Source organism: Plantactinospora sp. CNZ321 (assembly GCF_004217235.1).
The window spans coordinates 3572079-3587915 of the sequence record NZ_SHKQ01000001.1; the positions used below are offsets into that span (position 1 = coordinate 3572079).

The 15837-nt window shown below is 72.0% G+C and carries 8 protein-coding genes; all 8 read left to right on the top strand.

The window, feature by feature from the left end:
• Positions 1 to 156: 156 nt before the first annotated feature.
• The gene (locus EV371_RS15715) at positions 157 to 624 is read left to right on the top strand and encodes a hypothetical protein (protein ID WP_207230761.1); all 468 of its coding nucleotides are present in this window, start codon (positions 157 to 159) and stop codon (positions 622 to 624) included.
• Positions 624 to 2036 carry a hypothetical protein gene (locus EV371_RS15720; protein ID WP_130462694.1) on the top strand — a complete coding sequence of 471 codons (1413 nt, stop codon included), beginning with the start codon at positions 624 to 626 and terminating at the stop codon, positions 2034 to 2036. The genes EV371_RS15715 and EV371_RS15720 overlap by 1 nt, the downstream gene beginning before the upstream one ends.
• Positions 2033 to 3427, top strand: a complete 1395-nt coding sequence (locus EV371_RS15725) for a VWA domain-containing protein (RefSeq protein ID WP_130462695.1) — start codon at positions 2033 to 2035, stop codon at positions 3425 to 3427. Before EV371_RS15720 ends, EV371_RS15725 begins: the two co-directional genes overlap by 4 nt.
• Positions 3428 to 3439: 12 nt before the next feature.
• Complete coding sequence (locus tag EV371_RS15730; protein ID WP_130462696.1) at positions 3440 to 4552, top strand: AAA family ATPase; 1113 nt, start codon at positions 3440 to 3442, stop codon at positions 4550 to 4552.
• Entirely contained in the window at positions 4549 to 7494 is a 2946-nt protein-coding gene (locus tag EV371_RS15735; protein WP_130462697.1) for a DUF5682 family protein, read from the top strand. Before EV371_RS15730 ends, EV371_RS15735 begins: the two co-directional genes overlap by 4 nt.
• Positions 7495 to 7667: 173 nt before the next feature.
• Positions 7668 to 10028 (top strand): DUF6351 family protein, encoded by a 2361-nt coding sequence (locus tag EV371_RS15740; RefSeq protein WP_130462698.1) that lies wholly within the window; start codon positions 7668 to 7670, stop codon positions 10026 to 10028.
• A gap of 268 nt (positions 10029 to 10296) precedes the next feature.
• On the top strand, positions 10297 to 11631 hold the full coding sequence (gene ectB, locus EV371_RS15745; protein WP_486484632.1) for an aspartate aminotransferase family protein: 1335 nt from the start codon (positions 10297 to 10299) through the stop codon (positions 11629 to 11631).
• Positions 11628 to 15785, top strand: coding sequence for a Pls/PosA family non-ribosomal peptide synthetase (locus EV371_RS15750; protein ID WP_130462699.1), 4158 nt, complete (start codon positions 11628 to 11630; stop codon positions 15783 to 15785). The genes ectB and EV371_RS15750 overlap by 4 nt, the downstream gene beginning before the upstream one ends.
• Positions 15786 to 15837 lie beyond the last annotated feature (52 nt).

Here is a 15837-nt window from a genome sequence, read left to right on the forward strand (position 1 = left end):
CGGTTCCGATCCGGCCGCCAGCGGGTTCCGATCCGGCTGCCAGCGGTTCCGTCCCGACGACCGGAAAATGTCGCCGCATCCCTTTATCTTCTCGGGGCATCGAACGAGAGAGGCGGGATCGTGGGAACGATCGAAGTCGGGTGGGAGCGGCGCAGCGTGGCCCGGGTGCTACCTGCGGTGCAGCCGCGCAAACTGGCGAAGGTCCCCTTCGTCGAGCTGGCGGACGGGCGATTGCAGGGTGTCGTGTCGAGCGGTTCGGATGCCGAACGGGTCTACGTCTCGTCGATCTCCGCCGGCAGCCACGCCTTCAACTGCAGCACCAACAACAACCGTCCGTGCGGCGGGTTGCGCGGCGCGCCCTGCAAGCACCTGCACGCCCTGCTGGACGAGGCCGTCCTGCAGTACGGCGTCGAGCGGGTCGCCGGCTACCTGCGGATCGACGTGGCCGACGGGAGCTCCTCCGGCGCCGGTCTGGCCGCCCGGTTGACCGGTGTGCACGAGCCGACCTCGGCGGCGGTGGTCTTCAGCCGCTTCCTGCGACACCTGTCCTACCTGGAGGTGCCGGGCAGCACCGAGCCACTGCCCGAGCTGCACTGGTTTCCGGCGACGAGGGCGGTCGACTGATGCTCGCCACCCAACTGGCCGGGCTCGACGACGCCGACCCCGGGATCGAGGAGGCCCTCGGTCTGGTCGGCGGCTTCGACCACGGCCTCACCCACGGCCTCGCCCGGCTGGGTGAGCAGCCCCGGGCGGCGCTGACCGCGCTGGCCGACGCCCTCGCGGTGACGCCACTGCGCGACCGAATGCGCGAGGCCGTGGAGAAGGTGGTCGCGGGGTCCCTCGCCGACGAGCACCTGACCGCGCTGGCCGGCGGACGGTGGGCCCTGCTGGGCGCGGTCCACGACGGGCTGCTCGCCCGGCTGGACACCGCGCTCGGCCGGTCCCGGGCGAGCTGGGAGGCGGCCGCGCCGGCAGGTCCCGCGCCGTCGCCGTCGGGGCACGTGCTGGCCGGCTGCCGGTCGTGGCTGCGCGAGCTGGCCATCGCGGGCTGGCGGGGAGTCGACCACGACCTGGTCGCCGCCTCGGCGCAGACCCTCGACGCGGTGCTGGCCGTGCCGTCGCTGCGCCGGCTGGCGGTACTCCTCGACGGTCTCGCCGCCGAGCTGCGCGGATGCGCGCCGGTGGCGACGATGGACCGACTCCCGACCCGACGCTGGGCCGACCTGTGGACCCGGGGCCTGCTGCTGGCCCAACCCGGGAGCCTGCCGGGCGGCCCGACCGCCGCCGCGGTCTCCGGACGGCTGCTACCGCTCGGCGCCGACGTGCACGAGCACGGCACCGCGGTCCAGGTGCAGGTGCACGCCGTGCTCGAACCGGCCGGTGGCGCGCCGCCGCGGCTGGTCCGGACCAGCGTCTCGGCCCCGAAGGTGGAGACCATCGTCGGCCCGGCGGTCTGGCGACTGCTCGCCGACCACCCGGTGCTGCTCGGCGCGCTTGCCCGGCGGCACGCCATGGAGATCACCGACCTGTCGCTGCTGCCCGGCGGTGATCTGATCTGGCGGGACGAGCGGGCCCGGCCGGCCGAGCCGGCCGACCCGTTCGCCACCGCCCGGCTGCGGCTGCCCGAGGCGATCGCCCCGGCCGTCCCGCCGCTGGACCGCCATCCGGTACGCATCGCCGAGCCGGTCCTCCTGGAGGACTACTCGGTCACCACCGGCGACGGGGGCGGACTCGCCCTGGAACTCGGTGGGCGGTCCCTTCCGGTGGACGTGTCCCGGCTGCCGGCCTGCGCGCCGCTGACCCCGGAGCTGGTGGCCAGGTCGTCGACCTGTCTGGGCCTGCTCCGCTGGGACGCCGGCGGTTGGCGGCTGCAACCGCTCGCCGTACGGCACACGGTGAAACGCGCGACGGCGGAGGCGCACACCGGAGACTGGGCGCTCGGCCCGACGGATCCCAAGGTGGTCAAGGCCGAGGCGAGGTCCGGGGACGCGGTGGCCGTACTCCGCGAGCGGGCGGGACGGTTGCTGCGCCGATGAACCAGCACAGTGCAGAGTCGCCCGACCCGACCCGCGCGCACGAGAACCGGCGGCAGGTGCTCTACTGGCGCCTGTTGGCCCGCCTGTTCGACGGGGACGAGCAGCCGGCGCTGGAGTCGGCCAGTGTGGCGATCGTCGACGACCTCGGACTGCCGGCGGCGCTGCTGGATCCGGCGGTCTCGGTGGACACCATCGTGCAGCGCTTTCCCGAGCTCGCCGCCGATCTGCGGGACCTGATGGCGGGGCCGTCCGGCGAGGAGGCTCCCTCCGGCGATCCCGCCCCGGCAGGGCGGGTCGGCGCCGCCGAGGTGCGCCGGGCCGCCCTGGTGTCGAAGCTGCTGCTCAACGTCTTCGCGACCGGCTCGGGCAACGTCACCGCCACCCAGCTGGCCCGCTGGCAGTCCGACGCCGGCTGGTTCGAGCAGGCGCTCGGGCTGGATCCGGGGCAGCTGCGCGGCGGCCGGCCCGGCGGGTCGGGGGTGGGGACCGAGCCCGGCAACGGGGAGCTGGCAGGTGTCCTCGCCGGGATCGAGGGCGACCTGGTGCGTCGGATGCAGCTGCGCGAGGTGCTCGGCAACAGCGCCCTGGCCAGCAAGTTGACCCCGAGCATGTCACTGATCGAGCAACTGCTGCGGGACAAGCACAACCTGTCGGGCGTGGCGCTGGCCAACGCCAAGGCGCTGATCCGGCGCTTCGTCGACGAGGTCGCCGAGGTACTGCGAACCCAGGTGCAGCAGACGACCGTCGGGACCATCGACCGTTCGGTGCCGCCGAAGCGGGTCTTCCGCAACCTGGACCTGGAACGGACCATCTGGAAGAACCTCACCAACTGGAGCCCGGAGGACCAGCGGCTCTACGTCGACCGGCTCTACTATCGGCACACCGCCCGGCGGACCACCCCGGCCCGGCTGATCGTGGTGGTCGACCAGTCCGGGTCGATGGTGGACGCGATGGTGAACTGCACCATCCTGGCCTCCATCTTCGCCGGGCTGCCCAAGGTCGACGTGCACCTGGTGGCGTACGACACCCGGGCGCTGGATCTGACGCCGTGGGTGCACGACCCGTTCGAGGTGCTGCTGCGTACCAGGCTGGGTGGTGGGACGGACGGCACCGCCGCCCTCACCCTGGTGCGGCCGAAGATCGCCGAGCCGCGCAACACCGTACTGGTGTGGATCTCGGACTACTACGAGGCGAATCCGCAGGGCGTCTTCGACGGTCTGGCGGCGGCGCACCGCAGCGGGGTGCGGGTGATCCCGGTCGGCTCGGTCAGCAGCGGCGGCCAGCAGAGCGTCAACCCGTGGTTCCGGCAGCGTTTCAAGGATCTCGGTGCGCCGGTCCTCTCCGGCCACATCCGCAAGCTCGTCTTCGAACTCAAGAACTTCCTCAGCTAGGAGACCCACCGAATGACCGACATGTTGCGTGCCCCCGCCGAGGTGAAGTACGCCGAGGAACTCGACTGGCTGGAGTCGGTCGACGACGGCCCGAAGCCGTTCTCCTGGCGACTCAGCCCGCGGATGGTCCGGCTCTTCGTGCTCGGCTCCGAGCGGGCCGACGGCCTCGACCGGGAGATCTCGCAGAAGTGGTTCGGCGACCGCAGCTTCGTCGAGCGCAGCATCGTGACCCTGGCGTCGGACCGGGGCCTGCTGCTGATCGGCGACCCCGGCACCGGCAAGAGCTGGCTCGCCGAACTGCTCGCCGCGGCGATCTGCCGCAACTCGACGCTGGTGGTGCAGGGCACCGCCGGCACCACCGAGGACCACATCAAATACTCCTGGAACGTCTCGATGGTGATCGCCCGGGGCCAGTCCCGGGAGTCGATGATCCCGTCGCCGATCATGACGGCGATGGAGCAGGGGGTGATCGGGCGGTTCGAGGAGCTGACCCGGTCGACCAGCGACGTGCAGGACGCGCTGATCTCCATCCTCTCCGAGAAGTACGTCTCCATCCCGGAACTCGACGACGACAACATTGTCTTCGCCCAGCCCGGTTTCTCGATCATCGCCACCGCCAACAGCCGGGACCGGGGCGTGAACGACCTCTCCTCGGCACTCAAGCGACGGTTCAACTTCGTCCGCATCCCCGTCGTGACGAACAAGCGCAGCGAGGCGGAGATCGTCCGGTTCCGTACCACCGAACTGCTGCGCCGGCACCGGATCGAGCTGGACGTGCCGCCGACGCTGCTGGACATCCTGTTGCAGAGTTTCGCGGACCTGCGGGCGGCGGCGGCCTCGGCCGGCAGCGACGACCAGAGGCTGGAGTCGGCGCTCTCCACCGCCGAACAGATCGGTGTGCTGGAGGACGCGATCCTGCACAGTCATTTCTTCGGCGACCGTACGCTGCGGGCGGCCACCCTGGCCGGCTCGCTGGTCGGCTCACTGGCCCGGCGCACCCCGGAGGACCTGGCGATCCTCAACAAGTACTGGCACGGCGTCGTCGAGCCCCGCAGCAAGTCCGACGGCGGCCCGTGGCCGGAGTTCCTCGAAGGCGGTCGTGAGGCGATCGCGACGCTGTCATGAGTGCGAGCGTCTCCGTTCCCCGCGCCGAGGCTCCGGGGCGGCCGGCGGGCACCTTCGCCCCGCTGCGTGCGCAGCTCGAGGCGGCCGCGGCCGCGTTCGCCGGTGGTCCCGACGCGCTGGCCGACATCCTCACCGGCATCGTCGACGACGTCGACCGGGCGCTGGGGGAGGAGCTGGAGATCTTCCCGGTCTGCCACCACTCGCCCGCCTCCGCGCTGGCGATGGCCCGCCGGCTGCGGGAGAAGCAGCCCGCCGTCATCTACCTGGAACTCTGCGAGGACCTGCGACCGCTGCTGGAGGAGCTGCGCAACTGCCGACTGCCGGTGGCCCTGCAGGCGTTCGCCTCCGACCTCGACGGCTTCCCGCCGGCCTGGGCGCCGCTCAACATCGTCGCCCCGATCAGCGAGGCGTCGGCGGAATACCAGGCCATCGCGTACGCGCTCGACACCCCGGGCGTGGAGTTGGTCCTGGTGGACCGGTCGACGGACCACGTATTCCAGTGGACGCCCACCGGGTCGGCCGATCCGGCGGCCGGCGACCGGCCGGAGTCCGGCGACACCGACGCCGCCCCGGACGAGGGCGGTGGGCAGTCGGCGGCGGAGCCGGCAGAGGACGCGGCGGAGGAGGCGGCCCTGCACGGTGAGGCGGTCGGGATCGGCATCGGCGACCTGCGGCCCCGGTTCACCGAACTCCGGTCCCACCTGCTGCACCACGGCAGGGTGCGGCACTGGTCCGAGTGGTGGGACCAGTACGTGGAACAGCCGCTCGCCGACGCCGACTACGACACGTACCGGCAGGTCATGGTGCTGATCGGCAGCCTGTTCCGGCGCCTGCGTCCACCCGCCGACCCCGGGCACGACGACCGTGACTGCGACCGCGAACGCTACATGTGGACCCGGATGCGCCAGCACCTGGCGGCCACCGGCGTCGACCGGTCGCGCTGCCTGTACGTCTGCGGCGCCTTCCACGCCGCCAGCCCGGTCGGGGAGTTCGGCACCGCGCCCGGCACGCCCGACTGGGAGATCAGCCCGCGCACCGGGACCCGTTGGCTGTACGGGCTGATCCCGTCCAGCCACTCCGCGATCGAGCGGCAGTTCGGCCTCGCCGCCGGGTCGGTGTCGATCGCCCAGGCCGCCTGGGTGAAGGCGGTCGGCCGGGGCGGCGTCACGCCGTACCGGCTGGCCGGAGCGCCGGCGGGCGGCAAGCGGGGCCGGGCGAGGAAGCGGCCGGTGGCAACGGCGGCGCCCGCGCCGGTCACCGACCGGCTCTCCGGGTTCCTGTCCCGGCCGCCGGTGCTCGACGACGTCGACGAGGCGGAACTGCTCGGCTGGTGCGTCGACATCGTGCGGCTGGCCCGACGCAACGGCTACCTTGCCAGCACCGCCGACGCGATCGCGGTCTTCGAGACCTCGATCCTGCTGGCCGGGATCCGCAACCGGGCCCGGCCCACGCCGTACGACTTCGCCGATGCGGCGGTGACCTGCATCGAGAAGGACGTCGTCCCCGGTCGACGGGACGTACGCCGGCTCTGCGAGATCCTGCTCGGCGGTGACCGGATCGGCCAGGTGGGGTACGACGCCCTGCCGCCGCTGGCCCGGGACGTCTTCGACCGGCTCGCGCCGCTGGGGCTCGCCCTGGAGAACCGCACCATCCAGCGGGCCCTGCTGGACCTGACCACCGACCCCGAGCTGGCGTCCTGCTCGGACCTGCTCTGGGTGCTGCACCGCCTGCTGCCCGACGGAATCGTCCGGCCGATCATGGGGGAGCGGCGGCTCGGTGAGCGCTCCATCCAGGAGAGCTGGGATCTCGCCCTCGGTCGGCACCAGCGCGTGGTGATCGAGCTGGGCTACGAGGGCATCACCGTCGAGCAGGTGCTGGAGAAGCGGTTGCGCGGCTGCGTCTGGGCACCGGACGCGACCGCGGCGGTTGCCCTGGCGGCGGTGGAGGACGCGATCCCGTTCCTACCCAGCCGGCGGTTCGTCGACGAACTCGGTGGGCGGGCCGTCGAACTGCTCTCCGCCGAGGGCACTGTCGACGACGCGCCCGAGGTGCTGCGCCGGGTCCGCCGGCTGCTGGCGCACTACCGGAACACCGAGCCGGAGCTGCCGGCGTGGTGCGGGTCCTTCGTCACGACCGGGTACGCGCACTACTGCACCCTGCTGCCGACCGCGTTCACGGACGACGAGACCGGCGTACGGCAGGTCGGGGCGATGCTCGGCTTCCTCTTCTCCATGGAGAGTCTCGCGCTCTCCCTCGGCTGCGACCGTGCCCAACTGGAGCTGGCGGTACAGCAGTCGCACCCGGAGGCCCCGGCGAAGGTGGCGCTGCTCTGGGCGGCCCAGACCCACCTTGGACTGCTGACGGTGGCGCAGCTCCGGTCACGCTGTGCGGAACTGTTGACGAACCCGCTCGTCGTGCCGGCGTTCCCGCACTATCTCGGTGGCTTCGTCCAGGCGCTGGAGCCGGTGCCGTCGCTGGCCCCGTTCGTCGTGGAGGTGATCTCCGAGGCGTTCGCCCGGCTCCCCGACCCGGTGTTGCTGCCCTGGCTGCCCAAGCTGATCACGACGTTGCGGCAGCAGGCGCCGGACCTCGTGCCGTTGCTGGTCCGGGAGGCGGGCCGGACGTTTCCGGGCGTTCTCGCCGTGCTCGACACCTGGATACCGCCGTGGACGCCGGAGGTGGCCGCGCCCGGCGCGGCGCCGGCCGCTGTGGAGGCTGGCACACCGGCGTCGTCGTGCGGGCCCGTGCTCGGGTTGCTACGTGACCATCCGAGCACCTGCGACGCCGTTGCCGAGCTGCTCGGCTGTGCCGGCGGCTGGCAGCCGGCCGGGTCGCCCACGGGCGAGCCACGGTCGAGCGGACCGGCGTCGCTGCTGCGCGCGCATCCGGCGACCGCGTCCGCCGTCGCGGATCTACTCGCCGGAACGCCCGGCTGCTGGTGAACCCGAACCGTCCGCATCGGCGCTGCTCACATCGGCGGTGGGGAGAGCGGTGCCGGTCGCCGGACGCCACCGTGGTCGGACGTCGACGGTTCTCGACAAGTGAACGATGCTCGTGACATCGTCGGTGTCCGCCACCATCGGGGCTGCGGGGCTCCCGGGGAGGAGACGGAGAGATGATGTCGGTGCTCAGCTTCCTCGCTCGCCGTCGGGGTACCGCCGATGGCACCGTCCGGGCCGGCCGACTGAGCCGTTCCACCCCGCTCGCCGGAGCCGGCGACAGGTGGATGCGGCCCCGCATCCGGGGCGGCATCGCCGGCGGGGTCGCGCTGGCCGTCGTCCTCACCGTCGGTTCGGCGCCGCCGGCCGCCGCCTCGAACGGCGCCGCCGGGCAGCGGCTCGACATCGAGGTCCTCTCCAGCCGGCCGGACCAGGTCAGCGGTGGCGACGCGCTGGTCCGGGTCACCTTCGACAGCCGGATCGACCCCCGCTCGGTCCGGGTCACCCGCAACGGCACCGACGTGACCGGCGCACTCACCGTCGACGGTCGGTCGCTGCGCGGGGTGGTCGACGGGCTCCGGGACGGCGCCAACCTGCTCCGGGCGACCGCCCGGCGGGCCCGTACCGCGACGCTGGCCGTCCGCAACCATCCGGCCGCCGGACCGATCTTCTCCGGGCCACGGCAGTATCCGTTCCTCTGCCGCACCGAACAGAACGGTCTCGGTGCTCCGCTGGTGGACAACCAGGCCGGGCAGGGCATGCGGGTACGCGGTCCGGACGGTGCGATCGTGGGCTGGAGCCGGGACTGTGCCGCCCCGACCGTCACCGACCGGCTCTACCGGGCCACCGACGGCACGTTCAAGCCGATGCCGACGGACGGCACCCGACCGGCCGACCTGCTCACCACCCGCACCCTGGACGGTCGGACCGTCGACTACGTGGTACGCCGGGAGCGCGGCACGATCAACCGGTTCGTCTACTCGATCGCGGTGCTGGAGGGGAACTGGAACCGGCGGGTCGTCTACCGGTTCGACGGCGGGGTGGCGATCGGGCACGACCAGGGTCGGCTGCCCGGTGGACATCTCTACCACGAGGCACTCTCGCTCGGCTACGCCGTCCTCTACTCCACCGGCACCCGCACCGCCACCCACTACAACCTGGTGCTCGGCGGCGAGACCGCGCTGATGGTGAAGGAACACTTCGTCGAGGAGTACGGCGTCCCGCTCTACACCGTCGGGGTCGGTGGCTCCGGCGGCGGCATCCAGCAGTACATCTACGGGCAGAACCACGGCAACCGGCTGCTCGACGCGGCGATACCGCAGTACTCGTATCCGGACATGGCGACCCAGACGATCCACGTCGGCGACTGCGAGCTGCTCGAGTACTACATGGACGTCACCGATCGGGCGAACCCGAAGTGGCGGGACTGGGAGAACCGGACCTGGCTGATCGGCATGAACGCCAGCGCCACGGTGCCGAACCCGTACCTCGGCGGTGCACCCGGGTCCACCGAGTGCGTCGAGGGTTGGCGCGGCCTGACCCCGCTGGCGCTGAACCCGCGCTGGTTCCCCGGTGACCCGCTCTGGGCCCGGATGGACCCGCCCGGGGTGGCGGAGACGGTGCAGTGGTCGCACTGGGGCGACCTGGTCAACGTCTACGGCACCGGCCCGGACGGGTACGCCCGGTCCACCTGGGACAACGTCGGCGTGCAGTACGGACTCTCGGCGCTGACCTCGGGCCGGATCACCCCGGCCGAGTTCCTCGACCTGAACGCCCGGGTCGGTTCCTGGAAGCCGCAGTCGGAGATGGTGCCGGAGGGCTGCCCGTTCACCCCGGCGGCCTGCGCCGATCCGGCCCAGTTCGACCCCTGGTCGTCTCGGAACATGCGACTGTCGCCGGACGGCGGCCGGACCCCGGCGCCGCGTACCACCGGTGACCGGCGGGCGATCCGGGCCGCGCACGAGTCGGGGATCGTCTTCACCGGCGACATCGACATCCCGATCATCGACTGGCGGCACTACCTCGAAGAGCAGTTGGACATGCACAACTCGCACCAGTCGTTCGCGTCCCGGCAGCGGATGCGCGACCATGACCGGGACGCCGGCAACCAGGTCATCTGGTTCACCGACGCCCGGCCGGCCGAGGCGTTCGACCAGACCCCGGAGGCGCTGGCGGTGATCGACGACTGGATGGCCAACCTGCGTAGCCGGCCGTGGCGGGGCGTCCGGGGCAACAGGCCGGCGCTGGCCGTGGACCGCTGCTTCAGCACCGCCGGTACGGAGATCGCCCGGGGCGACCACGTCTGGGACGGCATCCTCGACAACCGACCCGACGGCGCCTGCACCCGGCGGTTCCCGCTCTACGGCACGTCCCGGACCGTCGCCGGTGGTCCGATCGAGGGCGGCGTCTACGCCTGCGATCGGCAGCCGGTCCGGGCGGCGATCGCCCGGGGTCTCTACGGATCGTGGCGTCCGACCGACGCCGAGCGGCGGCGCCTCGAACAGATCTTCCCGACCGGGGTCTGCGACTACCGCTGACCCACCCCGACCAGCGCGCGGCGGGTGCCGGGCAGGCCGGTCCGGAATCGGATGCCCGCGCGCCGGTCCTCAAAGGGCAATCTCGGATCACGATGCCGAACCGTTCGAACTGCACGCGATTGTCGGCAATCTAACCGATTGACACTGTCGCCCGGTTGGGCCCGTTTCCGGGACGCCCTTCTCCGGTTGGACGTACGGATGTCCAAGACCCCGTCTCCTGGTCGGCGGCTGCGGCCAGCCAGGTGATCGGGTGTGCCCGGAGGGAGTGATGACCATGCGCGGAGCGGCGGGCGCGGACGAGCATCTGATTTTCGAGCGGCGAGAGTCCGCGGTGCGGAGCTACTGTCGCCGATTCGACCGCGTGTTCGACACCGCGGAGGGAAGCGTGGTGCGCGACGTCACCGGTCGCGAGTACCTCGACTTCGTCGCCGGTGCGGGTTCGCTGAACTACGGGCACAACGACCCCGACATGCGCGATGCCCTGATCAGGCATCTGGAACAGCGGGGGATGTCGCACTGCCTCGACCTGTCCAGCTCGACCAAGAGCGCGTTTCTCGCCGCGTTCGAGTCGATCGTGCTGCTGCCCCGGGAGTTGGACTACCGGGTGCAGTTCACCGGGCCGACCGGAGCGAACGCCGTCGAGGCGGCACTCAAGCTGGTCCGCAAGGTGACCGGCCGGACCAACGTCGTCGCCTTCACCAATGCCTTCCACGGCGTCTCACTGGGCGCGCTGGCGGCGACCGGGAACCGGCACCACCGGATCGGGCCGCAGCTTCCGCTGCCCGGGGTGACCCGGATGCCGTACGACGGTTACCAGGGGCCCGGCGTGGACACCGCCGACCTGCTGGAGCGGATGCTGCGGGACCCGTCCAGCGGAATGGACGCACCGGCGGCGATCCTGCTGGAGACCGTGCAGGGCGAGGGCGGCCTGAACGTCGCCTCGGCCGGCTGGCTGCGGCGGATCGCCGAGCTGGCCCGGGACAGCGGCGCGCTGCTGGTGGTCGACGACGTGCAGGCGGGCTGCGGGCGTACCGGCACGTTCTTCAGCTTCGAGCCGTACGGCATCGTCCCGGACCTGGTCGTACTCTCGAAGTCGATCTCTGGGGCCGGCCTGCCGATGGCGCTGCTGCTGATCCGCCCCGAGTACGACGTCTGGCAGCCCGGCGAGCACAACGGGACGTTCCGCGGCAACGCGCACGCCTTCGTCACCGCCCGGGTGGCGCTGACGAAGTTCTGGACCGGAACCGGATTCACCGCCGAGGTGGCGCGCCGCGCCGACCTGCTCGCGCGGCGGCTGGCGGAGGTGGCCGACGTCGTGCCGGGGGCGGTGGTGAAGGGGCGCGGGATGATGTGCGGCGTCGACGTCGGCTCGGGGGAGCTCGCCTCGGCCATCAGCCTGCGCTGCTTCGCCGACGGCCTGATGCTGGAGACCGCCGGCCCGTACGACGAGGTGGTCAAGGTGCTGGCGCCGCTCACCACTCCCGACGAGCTGCTCGACGCCGGCCTCGACATCCTGCTGGCGGCGGCTCGGGCGGTGCAGGCCGGGCCGGACGTCGGGCCGGAGCGGGACCGTCGCGACTCTTCCGGCCTGGTCCCCGCGTGACCGGGCCGGCTCCGGCGACAACGGATGCCGGGAGCACCGTCGCGCCCCGCACCCCGACCCGGGCCGGCACCGGACTGGTGCTGACCGCGCCGGGAGCGGACAACCGGCCTCGCTGGCGACCCGGTGAGCGCCTGCACCACCTGTTCGAGGAGCGCTGTGATCGCTTCGCCGCCGAGGGTGATCCCGGGCACCTGGCCGTGGACGACGGCGAGCGCCGGATCACCTTCGCCGAGCTGGATGCCCGGGCGAACCAGTTCGCCCGGCTGCTGTCGGCCCGCGGCGTGCTGCCGGGCGACCGGGTCGGGCTGCTTCTCGACCGGTCCGCCTTCGCCTATCTGGCCATGCTGGCGGTGTCCAAGATCCACGCGGTGTACGTTCCGGTCGACGCCAACATCCCGGCGGACCGGATCCGCTTCGTGGTCGCCGACGCGCGGGTCAGCACCATCGTCACGCTCTCGGCGCTGGCCGACCGCCTCGACGGCGTCGCCGGCACGGTGATCCGGATCGACACCGAACCGGACCTCGACCGGTATCCGAGTCACCGGATCGGTCCGGACGAACTCGGGCCGGCCCCGGACGAACTCTGCTACCTCATCTACACCTCCGGCAGCACGGGCCGGCCCAAGGGCGTCGCCATCAACCAGGCGAACATCTGCAACTTCGTCCGGGTGGCCGTGGAGTGCTACGGACTGCGCCCGGACGACCGCGTCTACCAGGGGATGACGATCGCCTTCGACTTCTCGGTCGAGGAGATCTGGGTGCCGCTGGTCTCCGGCGCGACGCTGGTGCCGAGTACCGCCCCCGGGGCACTGGTCGGCAGCGACCTGGCCGGCTTCCTCGCCCGGCACCGGGTCAGCGCGCTCTGCTGCGTGCCGACCCTGCTGGCCACGATCGAGGAGGAGTTGCCGGAGCTGCGGTTCGTGCTGGTCTCCGGGGAGGCGTGTCCGGCACGTCTGGTGGACCGGTGGCACCGGCCGGGGCGTACGTTGCTGAACGTCTACGGTCCGACCGAGGCGTCGGTCACCGCCACCTGGACCCGGTTGGAGCCGGACCGGGCGGTGACGATCGGGGTGCCGCTGCCGACGTACTCGGCGGTGGTCCTGGACCCCGATCACCGGATTCTGCCGGCCGGCGAGACCGGAGAGATCGGCCTTGCCGGAATCGGCCTCTCCCCGGGGTACGTCAACCGACCCGACCTGACCGCCCGGGCCTTCGTGCCGGACCCGGTCGGGATCCCGCACAACCCCTCGGGCCGGATCTACCGGACCGGGGACCTCGGTCGGATCACCGCCGACGGGCAGCTCGAGTATCTGGGCCGGATCGACAGCCAGGTCAAGGTGCGCGGGTACCGCATCGAGTTGACCGAGATCGAGTCGGTGCTGCTGCGGCTGCCGGAGGTGGCCCAGGCGGCGGTGACCACGTACCACCCGGAGTCCGGTGTCGTCGAACTCGTCGCGTTCTACACCCGGCGGGCCGGTGCGCCGGGGCTGGACTCCGCGGTGGCGCTGGCCGCGCTGCGGAGCCGACTGCCCGGCTACATGGTCCCGGCCTATCTCGAGGAGTTGCCGGAGCTGCCGACGCTGCCCAGCGACAAGGTGGACCGCAAGCGCCTGCCGGCACCGTCCGGGGCGCGGGTGCTGCCGACGACGCCGGTCGTCGACCCGGTCGGGTCCACCGAGTCCGCCCTCGCGCAACTCCTCGCCGACCTGCTACGGGTGGACCGGGTGTCGGTCCGGGACGACTTCTTCACCGACCTGGGCGGCGACTCGCTGGTGATGTCCCGGTACTGCACCCGGCTGCGCGAACAGCTGCGTGCCGACGTCTCGATCAAGGACGTGTACCTGCATCCGACGGTGCGTGCCCTGGCCACCGTCGTCGGGGCGGAGCCTCCGCAGGCGCCACCGGAACCGCCGCCACCGGCGCACCGGGTACCCAGCGACATCGAGTGGTACGGCTGCGCGGTGTTCCAGACCCTTTTCGGCCTGGGGTATCTGGTCCTGCTCGCCGCCGTGGCGCTCGCCGGATACGACTGGATCGCCGGCGGAGCCGGCGCGGTCGACGTCGCCTGCCGGTCGGTCAGCTTCGGGGTCGCCTGGTTCGCGGTGCTGGCGCTGCTGCCGGTGGCGCTGAAGTGGCTGCTGGTCGGGCGGTGGCGGGCCGAGACGTTTCCCATCTGGGGCCTGCGTTACCTCCGGTTCTGGGTCGTGAAGCGGATGATCCGGGCCAACCCGCTGGTGCTCTTCGCCGGGTCGCCGGTCTACAACCTCTACCTGCGGGCGCTGGGCGCGAAGATCGGCCCGGGCGCCCTGCTGCTGTCCCGGTCGGTGCCGGTCTGCACCGACCTGATCGAGATCGGCGCGGGATCGGTCGTCGGCAGGGGCGCGAGCTTCCTCGGCTACCGAGCCGAGGCCGGCTGGATCACCACCGGTCCGGTCCGGCTCGGCCGGGACGTACACGTCGGCGAGGGCTGCGTGCTCGACCTCGACACGGTACTCGGCGACGGCGCGCAGCTCGGGCACGCATCGTCGCCGCGTGCCGGGCAGGTCGTACCGGCCGGGGCGAACTTCCACGGCTCACCGGCGGTGCCCGGCGGGAGCGGCAACCCGGCGCCGGAACCCCGGCACTGCTCGACGATGCGTCGGCGCGTCTACGGTGCCGGCCAACTCCTCGGCCGGGTGGTCCTCGACACCCAGTTGCTGGTCGTGCTCGCCGCACTGGCCTTCGTGCTCGACATCAGCACGGTCTCCGGGTCGCTGCTGTTCTTCGTCGGCGGCGTCGTGCTCGGCGCGCTGCTGGTGCTCGCCGTGCCCCGGCTGGCGAACCTCTTCCTGGCCGCCGGCCGGATCTATCCGCTCTACGGTTGGCGGTGGATCTGCTACCAGACCGTCTCCCGGTTCAGCAACGTCGGGTTCTTCAACAACCTCTTCGGAGACAGCTCGTACATCGTCGGCTATCTGCGGGCGATCGGCTGGCGATTGCGGCAGGTACGGCAGACCGGCTCGAACTTCGGCTGCGGGCAGCGGCACGACACGCCGTTCCTCTGCGAGGTGCGCGGCGGGGTGCTGGTCTCCGACGGTCTCTCCATGGGCAACGCCCGGTACTCCCGTACCTCCTTCACGCTGTCCCGGGTCACCATCGGCGCGGAGAACTTCCTCGGGAACCGGATCATCTTCCCCGCCGGGGCCCGGGTCGGCGACAACTGCCTGCTGGCGACGAAGGTGATGGTGCCGATCGACGGTCCGGCCCGGTCCGACGTCGGCCTGCTGGGCTCACCGCCATTCGAGATCCCCCGGTCGGTACGCCGGGACGCCGGCTTCGACGACCTGAAGACCGGGGACGAGTTCCGCCGCCGGCTGTCCCGGAAGAACCGCTCGAACCTGTGCACCATGGGCTGGTACCTGCTGAACAGCTGGCTGCCGTTCTACCTCGCGGTGCAGGTCGTGCTGCGGGTCGAGGGGATCCACGACGACGCCCGGCCGAACCTGTTCACGTTCAGCGCCGGGATGCTGCTCGCCTCGCTGCTGATCATCGGCTACTCCGCGCTGATGGACTGGATCTGCCTCGGTTTCCGCCGGCTGCGCCCGCTGTGCTGTTCGATCTACGACCCCCGGTACTGGCGGCACGAGCGGTACTGGAAGCTCGCCGGGGTCGGGCACCTCGGCCTGTTCAACGGCACCCCGCTCAAGCCCCTACTCCTGCGCCTGCACGGCGTACGGGTCGGCCGGCGGGTCTTCGACGACGGCTGCGGAATGCCGGAACGGACCCTGGTGCGGATCGGCGACCACTGCACCCTGAGCGAGGGTTCGTCGCTGCACTCGCACTCGCTGGAGGACGGGACCTTCAAGATGGACCGCATCCGGCTCGGGCGTGGCTGTTCGGTCGGCACCGGCGCGCTCGTGCACTACGGGGTCGAGGTGGCCGACGGGGTGGTGGTGGCACCCGACTCGTTCGTGATGAAGGGGAGCAGCCTACCGGCCGGCACGGTCTGGCGGGGCAACCCGGCGCACCAGGTGTCGAGGCCGGTCGCCGCCCCGACCTGTGGTCGGCCGCCGGAACAGCCGGGACGCCGGCCGCCGGAACAGCCGGGACGCCGGCCGCCGGAAGAGCCGGGACGTCGGCCGGCGGAACAGCCGGGACGTCGGCCGGCGGGGTAGCCGGGACGCCGGGCCGGCCACGGTGGACCTCCACCGTGGCCGGCCCGGGTTC